Origin of the sequence: Microbacterium sp. B24, from assembly GCF_000333415.1 — a bacterium.
Taxonomy (GTDB): domain Bacteria; phylum Actinomycetota; class Actinomycetes; order Actinomycetales; family Microbacteriaceae; genus Microbacterium.
In genome coordinates, this window is the sequence record NZ_BADB01000222.1 from 1 (window position 1) to 7,184 (window position 7,184).

Genomic DNA, 7,184 nt, shown 5'->3' on the forward strand with positions numbered 1-7,184 from the left:
CGAGCTCGGTCCCGGGGATCCTCTAGAGTCGTGACTCCGGAAGCGGACAGTTCGGAGGCGGTGGTCTCGCCGGTGAAGGCGCCCGGGGGGAAGGCGGACACGTCCTGGGCCCCGACGCGTATACGCGTGGGGGCGCAGGTGGCCACGGCATCCGCGATCTGGAGATAGGTGGGCACGACGAACACCTCCACGGCTCCGGAGCGGACGGCGGGCAGGGTGCCGACGCGGAACACGACCTCCTCGAACCACTCGCGCGCCTGCTGGCGACCGAAGTACGCCTTCAGGCTCACTCCGACGGTGAGCGCCGCCATCAGCAGGAACCGGTGCTCTCGTACTGTTCGATGACGGCGACTTTCTCCGCCGATGCGGACGCGTCGTCGAAACGGTAGGTGAGCCACTCCCGGACGAGTCGGCGCGCCAGCTCCACTCCCACGACGCGCTGGCCCATCGTGAGCACCTGGGCGTTGTTCGAAAGCACGCCGCGCTCGACGGAGAACGAGTCATGGGCGGTGACGGCCCGGATGCCGGGAACCTTGTTGGCCGCGATCGCGACGCCGAGCCCCGTGCCGCAGATGAGCAGGGCCCGATCGGCCTCGCCACGCGCCACGCGCTCGGCGGCTTCGATGGCCACGCGGGGGTACGCGGTGTGCCCGTCGGCATCGACTCCCACGTCGACGACGTCGATGACGCCGGGGTGGGCGAGCAGATCCTGCTTCAGGATCTCCTTGTAGTCGAATCCGGCGTCGTCACTGCCGATCACGAGGCGGAGGGGCGTGGTCATGCGTGAGTCCTCTCGGAGTCGGCGAGTGCGCCGGCGGTGGCGTCGGCGATGAGAGCGAGCGAGTGCGCGCCGGGGTCGGGGGTGCCGACGCTGGCGGTCCCGTGCGTGCGGGCGCGCCCGCGCCGGGGGAGCAGGTCGGCGGTGGCGGTCGCCGCCGTTCGCGCGGCGGATGCCGCCGCGGTCCAGGCTTCGGCCAGAGGGGTGCCCGCCGCGACCGCTCGGGAGAGCGCGTCGCTGAAGGGCACGAGGGCGTCGACGAGAGTCTTGTCGCCGACGGCGGCGCCCCCGTGAGCCTGCACGGTGCGGGCCGCGTCCGCGACGCCCGCCGCAACCTGAGCGGGCGCGGGGATGCCCGCATCGCCCAGGTGCGCGGCGATCGCGGTGAGGATCAGACCCCATAGCGCCCCCGAGGTTCCGCCGGCCCGATCCGACCATGCGTCGGCGGCGCGGCGCAGGACGCTCTCGGCTCCGGCGCCGGCCGCGACCGCCTCCGCGGCGGCCGCGCGGGCAGCGCGTGCCCCGCGCTGCATGCCGATGCCGTGGTCCCCGTCGCCGGCGACGGCGTCCATGCGCCCGAGCTCGTCGGCGTGCCTGTCGATGGTGGTCGCGGCGGTGTCGAGAAGATGCAGCACCGTGGTCGCGCAGCGGCGCGACTGGTCGTCGCCGGAGGTCACGGGCGCGGCGGGTGCGGGCGTCGGTGCGGCGAGCGCCTCGTCGGTGGCGAGGCGGCCTCCGCCGACGCGGGCTCGGTCGACCTCCTGCGGTGCACGACGGTAGGCGGGCGTGTCGACGGGGGTGTCCCAGAGCGTCGCCAGCTCGTCATCGAGCCAGAACAGCGTCAGCGAGGTTCCCGCCATGTCGAAGCTCGTGCAGTAGTCGCCCACGTGCGGATCGACGATGACCGCGCCGGCCTCGGTGAGCCGCGCGGCGACGCGGCGGTAGAGCACGAAGAGCTCCTCCGCGGCGAGCGAGCCGAGTCCGTTGAGGATGGGAACGACCCGGCATCCGCTCACCTCGACGCCATCGGGCACCTCGGCCAGCAGGTGATCCACGAGGAGGTCGGCCAGCTCGTCGGCGGTCGGCACGTCGGTCTCGCCGATGCCGGGCTCGCCGTGGATGCCGAGTCCCACCGCCATGCGACCGATCGGCACAGAGAACAGGGGTGCCGGGGCACCGGGGAGCGTGCAGCCCGAGAATGCGACGCCGAAGGAGCGGGTGCGCTCGTTCGCGTGCGCGGCGATCCGGGTCACGCCGTCGAGGTCGTAGCCGGCCTCGGCGGCGGCCCCGGCGATGCGGAAGACGGTCAGATCGCCCGCGATCCCGCGACGGCGGTGACGCTCGTCGGGCCCGGCGCTCGAGATGTCGTCGGTGACGGTCACGGTCGCGCAGGCGATGCCGTCCGCGCGCAGGCGCTCCTGGGCCGCGTCGAAGTTCAGGACGTCGCCCGCGTAGTTGCCGTACGAGAAGAACACCCCGCCGCCGCGGTGTGCGGCGCTCGCCACGGCGTGCACCTGCTGCGTCGACGGCGAGGCGAAGAGGTTGCCCATCGCCGCACCGTGGGCGAGCCCCCGACCGACGAGGCCGCCGAAGGCGGGGTAGTGGCCCGAGCCGCCGCCGATGACGACGGCGACCTGACCCGGTCGGGCGCCCTCCCGGCGGACGACGCCCCCGGGCACGCGTCGCACGTAGGTGGCATGGGCGGCCACGAAGCCGTCGATCATCTCCTCGGCGAAGTCTGCCGGGTCGTTCCAGAGGCGCGTCATCGCGGGGTTCTCCTGAAGATCAGAGCCGGAGAGAGCGCACCGGCACTCGGACATTCTGACAAACCGGTTGACCAATTGCAAGAACCGGTTGACCAATCGTGGGAGGGGACGGCGGTGCTGCCGTATGTTGGACCCGTGCCCGCTTACCCCGACGACCGCTCCGCCGAGATCGCGGCGGCGTTGGAGGTGCTGCCCACCGGCTCGCCGGTGTCGCAGGTCGCCCGTCGTCTGATGGATCTCTTCACCGGCGGCTCGCTCGAGCCCGGCACACGGCTTCCTCCGGAGCGTCAGCTGGCGACGACGCTGAATGTCGGGCGCTCCGCGGTTCGCGAAGCGCTCGCCGCGCTCGAGATCCTCGGCATCGTGGACGTGCGCGCCGGCTCCGGCACGTACCTTCGCGGCACCGCGAGCGACCTGCTGCCGCAGACGCTCCGGTGGGGACTGCTGATCGGGCAGAAGAACACCGATGAGATGCTCGAGCTGCGCTCGGGGCTCGAGATCTATGTCGCGCGCCTGGCCGCCGGTCGCGCGAGTGCCGACCAGCGCGCCGCGCTCGCGGCATCCGTCGCTCGCATGCGCGAGAGCACCGCCGAGCTGACGGCCTTCGCCCGGGCGGATGCCGAGTTCCACGAGACGCTCGCCGCGGCCGCCGGCAACGACACGCTCGTCGATCTGCTGCACGTCGTCCGCTCGCTGCTGCAGGTCTACGCGGATCGTGCGGTGCACGATGCGGCCGCGGCGGAGCTCGCGATCGAGGAGCATGCGGCGGTGCGTGCCGCCGTCGACGCCGGTGACGCCGACCTCGCCGCCTCGGCGATGGCGGCGCACATGGCCACGGCGTCGCGCCGGCTGTCGGAGGACTCCGGTCGCCTCAGGGCGCGATGACGACGGTGCTGAACGACGCCGCCGGAAGCTCCAGCGACAGCACCTCAGCACCGAGCAGCAGGCTGATCGGCATGACCTCGTCGAGCTCGTTGTGCAGCACGACGACGAGCGAGCCGTCGGGGTTTCGGAACACCAGCTGATTGTCGTGACCGGCGACGCACCAGGTCGGCAGCACACGGGCGCCGGGGGCGACGAAGGCGCTGACGTGCTTGAGCACCAGGTAGTCGGGCGTGTAGCGGAAGGTGCGGGTGTCGGGATCGACCACGACGAGCGAGTTCTGCGTCCAGCCCCAGCGACTGCGGCCGCCCTCCTGCAGGGCGATGTTCCAGTACTGGTAGGCGTTGGTGCCGTTGCCGAGGAAGTGCTTCATGAGCCGCCACGCGTAGCGCGCGTGACGCCAGTCGTTGCGCCCGTCGCCGCATTCCTGCTCGCTCTGATAGATCCGCAGCTCCGGGTGCAGGCGGTGCACGGCGGCGACCGCGCCTTTGCCCGCCCACTGCAGGCCGACACCGGACACGACGGCGGCGGCTTCCGGATCGGCGAGGACCCCCTCGATGAGCCGGTCGTCCGCGCGCTCGAGCGTTCCCAGGAAGACCTCGACGCCGCGCGCGGCCATCTCTGGGCCGAGGTGACGCAGGAACGCCGACAGCCCTGACGGCGTCCACGTGCAGCTAGGAAAGACCTGTGCCGAGTTGAACTCGTTCTGCGGCATGACCATCGACACCCGGATGCCGCGCTCGGCGTAGCTGTCGACGAACCTGCCGAAGTATGCCGCGTAGGCCGCGAGGTGCTCCTCGTCGACGCGGAACATGTCCGTGCCCTCGGCGCCGACCTGGTCGGGTCGCAGCCCGTTGTCGACGTCGCCGAAGAAGGGGTGCGGAAGGGCCCCGGCGTAGTGCCCGTTGCGCTTCATCCACGTGGGCGGACTCCACGGAGAGGCCCACAGGACGAGGTCGGGGCGATGCGTGCGCGCGGCGCGGATGAACGGCACGAGGGTGTCGTCGTCGTGCGACAGATCGAAGTGGGCGAGACCCAGGTCGCCCGGGGTCTCGTCGTAGGAGTACCAGTCGCGGGAGAAGTCGTTCGCGCCGATCGGCATGCGGCAGATGCCGAACGAGGCGCCCACGCCGGGGGCGAACAGCTCGCGGAGGATGCCGGTGCGTTCGGCCTCGGTGAGCAGGTCGAGAGCCTGCCAGCCCAGCTCGTTGAAGCAGGCGCCGAAGCCCTCGATCTCCTGTTGCGGATCGTCCACGGCGACGACCACGTCGGGCATGGTCGACGGGCCTGTCAGCGCCGCCGCCTCCCGCATCTGCCACACGGCATCCGCGGTGCTGACGACCCAACGCGGTGCGCTCATGCCGCGACCCTCGTCAGACGCACGGCCATGTACTGGCGGCCCGGAAGATCGACGCGCACCTGCCCCGTGTGCGTTCCGGCCACCTCTTCGACGGTCATGTTCCACGTGTCGATCACCTCGGCGCGCCAGCGGCCTTCGCCCAGGAGGACGTTGCGAAAGCGCGGACGGTTGAAGCCGAAGTAGGCCACCCGTACGTCGCCGGTTCCGCCCCACGGAACGTCCCAGTCGCCGGGCAGCGGGTCCCAGACGCCGTCGGGCGCCTCGGCGAGCAGCCGCTCGAGGAAGGCGATCCGGGCGGGCGAGGTGCCGTGCAGCGCGCCGCCCTTCGACCACCACAGCACCTCGTCGTCGTCGGCATCCCCCGGGGCGTCCAGAGCAGGCGGATAGTAGGTCTCGCCGTGTCCGACGTAGCCGCCGCGCACGGCGCCCTCCCAGAAGCGTCGGGTCATCTCCTCGCCGGTGATGTTGCCCCAACCCTGGTCGATGTCGCCCTCGTAGGCGCACTCGTCGATGACGACCGGCTTGCCCCAGCGCTCCCGCCACTGATCGGTGTTCTCCGCCGTGCGGTAGACGTCCACCCGCTGGATCGAGACGTGCGTGATCCACGGGCGGTCGTAGTCGTAGAACGGACGACAGTTGTGGATGGAGTTGAGGTGTCCGAACGGATCCTCCTCGCCGACGATCGCCGCCAGGCGCTCCCAGTCGTCGAGATCCTTCGACCACATGAGGTCGTACTCGTTCGCCATCGACCACCAGACGTTCGCGTAGCCGGAGAGGCGGCGCACGACGTAACGCAGGTAGCGTTCGTCGACCGCGGGGCCGAGGTCCGAGAAGCCCCACCGGTCGTAGGCGTGGAAGAGGATGAGGTCGGCTTGGATGCCGAGCTCCGCCAGATCGCGGATGCGCTGCTCGAGACGGCGGAAGTGCGCGGGGTCGAACCGGGTGAGGTCGAAACCGCTCTCCAGCGAGCCGACGAAGGGGAAGTCGATCGGTTCGTTCGCGTTGTAGAGGTACGACTTGGGGAACACGCACATCCGCAGCTTGGTGAACGGCGACGCGGCGAGGGTGGCGAGAGTCTGCTGCTGACGCGCCTCGCTCTGGTGCGTCCACGCGTACGCGGTCGTTCCTAGCGGCCGATGGCGGGTGCCGTCCGCGTGGCGGAAGTGGAACCCGTCGACGCGCACCGGGCCGTGCGCGTCGACGGGAGCGGGATCGACGTCCACGGTGCCGGCGATGCCGTCGAGCGACCGGGCCGTGGAGCGGGTGCGGAAGCGCCAGGTGCCTTCGGCATCCGCGAGAGCCCGGATGACGTACACACCGTCGCCGTCGTAGAACCCGCCGACGCGCACGACGCTGCCGTCCGGTCGGGTGAACAGGGCGTCCAGTTCCACGTCGACGAAGGGGTTGCCGTGCGACGGGCCGACGAGGCGCACCTCGAGGGGGTCCCACTGTCGCGCCTTCGAGGCCGGGGCGAGCGTCGCCGAGGCGGGGGCGACCTCGTCGGCCTCGTACGCCGGGTCGGGAGCGATCGCCGGAGGGTAGGGGGCGCGGGCGGTGCCGTCACCGACCTGGGCGAGCGCAGCCCAGAGCGCGTCGCGGGCGGCCGGCTCCTCCAACTCCGGAACGAGCGCGACGAGCTGGCCGAGGCGGGCGCTGCGGAACTGCTGCGCCATGGGAGAGGCGGCGATGCCGGGAAGGTGCTTCTCGAGCACCGCGCGGCCGGCGGGGCTGTCGAGCGTATCGCCGAACGTGCTGGCGCGATCGAACATGGAACTCCTCAGATCAGGGGGTCGTCGCCGCGCGGATCGCGTGATCGACGGCGTCCAGCACCGACGGCGGCGTGAACATCAGGGCGGACACGAGCGGACGACCCGCCGCCCACGTCGTCTCCTCGCGGACGGCGTCGACGCGCTCGGGCGCGACGTCGGCCAGCGTGTCGAGCAGCGCGCGGTAGGCGCGCGGGTCGTCGATGACGGCGGCGAGGTCGGCGTCGAGTCCGGGCAGTTCGGGTCGCTGCGCACCGGCCGCCGCAGCGACACGCCACTCGTGCGAACCGGGCCCGACGGTCGCGGCGATGCCGGGCAGATCGATGTCGGCAGTGGTGTTCGCCGGTACGGTCGCGGTCACGACGATGCTGTCGCCGTCGTGACGCCAGGAGACGGCAGCCTCGCCGTAGGGGGTCAGGTGCCGCGCCGACGCGCGCGTGAGCGCCGAGAGGGGGCGCGGCGCGATGCGCAGGCGTCGATAGCCGGGCGCGGCCGGCGCGAGCCCGGCGACCGAGCGGTGCAGCCAGTCGGCGACCGCTCCGAGCGCGTAGTGGTTGAACGAGGTCATCTCGCCGGGATTGACCGACCCGTCCGGCAGCAGCGAGTCCCACCGCTCCCACACCGTCTCGCGC

Annotated in this window: 7 protein-coding genes; 1 reads left to right on the forward strand and 6 read right to left on the reverse strand. The window is 71.8% G+C overall.

Annotated elements, in window-relative coordinates; genetic code table 11:
- The 3 genes from I5I_RS06015 to I5I_RS06025 all read right to left on the reverse strand — a co-directional run.
- A partial coding sequence (locus I5I_RS06015) for a triose-phosphate isomerase (protein ID WP_036317614.1) occupies positions 1–311 on the reverse strand: 311 nt, incomplete at its 3' end.
- Complete coding sequence (locus I5I_RS06020) at positions 311–781, reverse strand: ribose-5-phosphate isomerase (protein ID WP_036317615.1); 471 nt, start codon at positions 779–781, stop codon at positions 311–313. The genes I5I_RS06020 and I5I_RS06015, both read right to left, overlap by 1 nt.
- A complete protein-coding gene (locus tag I5I_RS06025) occupies positions 778–2,544 on the reverse strand; it encodes a dihydroxyacetone kinase family protein (RefSeq protein ID WP_036317616.1) in 1,767 nt (588 codons plus the stop codon). Before I5I_RS06025 ends, I5I_RS06020 begins: the two co-directional genes overlap by 4 nt.
- 135 nt (positions 2,545–2,679) lie before the next feature.
- On the opposite strand from I5I_RS06025, the gene I5I_RS06030 reads away from it, so the two are divergent.
- Positions 2,680–3,429, forward strand: a complete 750-nt coding sequence (locus tag I5I_RS06030; protein ID WP_036317624.1) for a FadR/GntR family transcriptional regulator — start codon at positions 2,680–2,682, stop codon at positions 3,427–3,429.
- Here I5I_RS06030 and I5I_RS06035 read toward each other — a convergent pair.
- The 3 genes from I5I_RS06035 to I5I_RS06045 form a co-directional block, all read right to left on the reverse strand.
- Positions 3,416–4,786, reverse strand: coding sequence for a glycoside hydrolase family 30 protein (locus tag I5I_RS06035; protein ID WP_036317619.1), 1,371 nt, complete (start codon positions 4,784–4,786; stop codon positions 3,416–3,418). The two genes, I5I_RS06030 and I5I_RS06035, sit on opposite strands and share 14 nt — an antisense overlap.
- Positions 4,783–6,555 carry a DUF5605 domain-containing protein gene (locus I5I_RS06040; RefSeq protein ID WP_036317621.1) on the reverse strand — a complete coding sequence of 591 codons (1,773 nt, stop codon included), beginning with the start codon at positions 6,553–6,555 and terminating at the stop codon, positions 4,783–4,785. The genes I5I_RS06035 and I5I_RS06040 overlap by 4 nt, the downstream gene beginning before the upstream one ends.
- A gap of 13 nt (positions 6,556–6,568) precedes the next feature.
- Positions 6,569–7,184: alpha-L-rhamnosidase C-terminal domain-containing protein (locus I5I_RS06045; RefSeq protein ID WP_148285499.1), on the reverse strand; the 616-nt coding region annotated here is incomplete at its 5' end.

Excerpts from the sequence above, each read along its gene's own strand:
- I5I_RS06040 (WP_036317621.1), bottom strand. The coding sequence starts at position 6,555 with ATGTTCGATCGCGCCAGCACGTTCGGCGATACGCTCGACAGCCCCGCC.
- I5I_RS06035 (WP_036317619.1), bottom strand. The coding sequence starts at position 4,786 with ATGAGCGCACCGCGTTGGGTCGTCAGCACCGCGGATGCCGTGTGGCAG.
- I5I_RS06025 (WP_036317616.1), bottom strand. The coding sequence starts at position 2,544 with ATGACGCGCCTCTGGAACGACCCGGCAGACTTCGCCGAGGAGATGATC.
- I5I_RS06020 (WP_036317615.1), bottom strand. The coding sequence starts at position 781 with ATGACCACGCCCCTCCGCCTCGTGATCGGCAGTGACGACGCCGGATTC.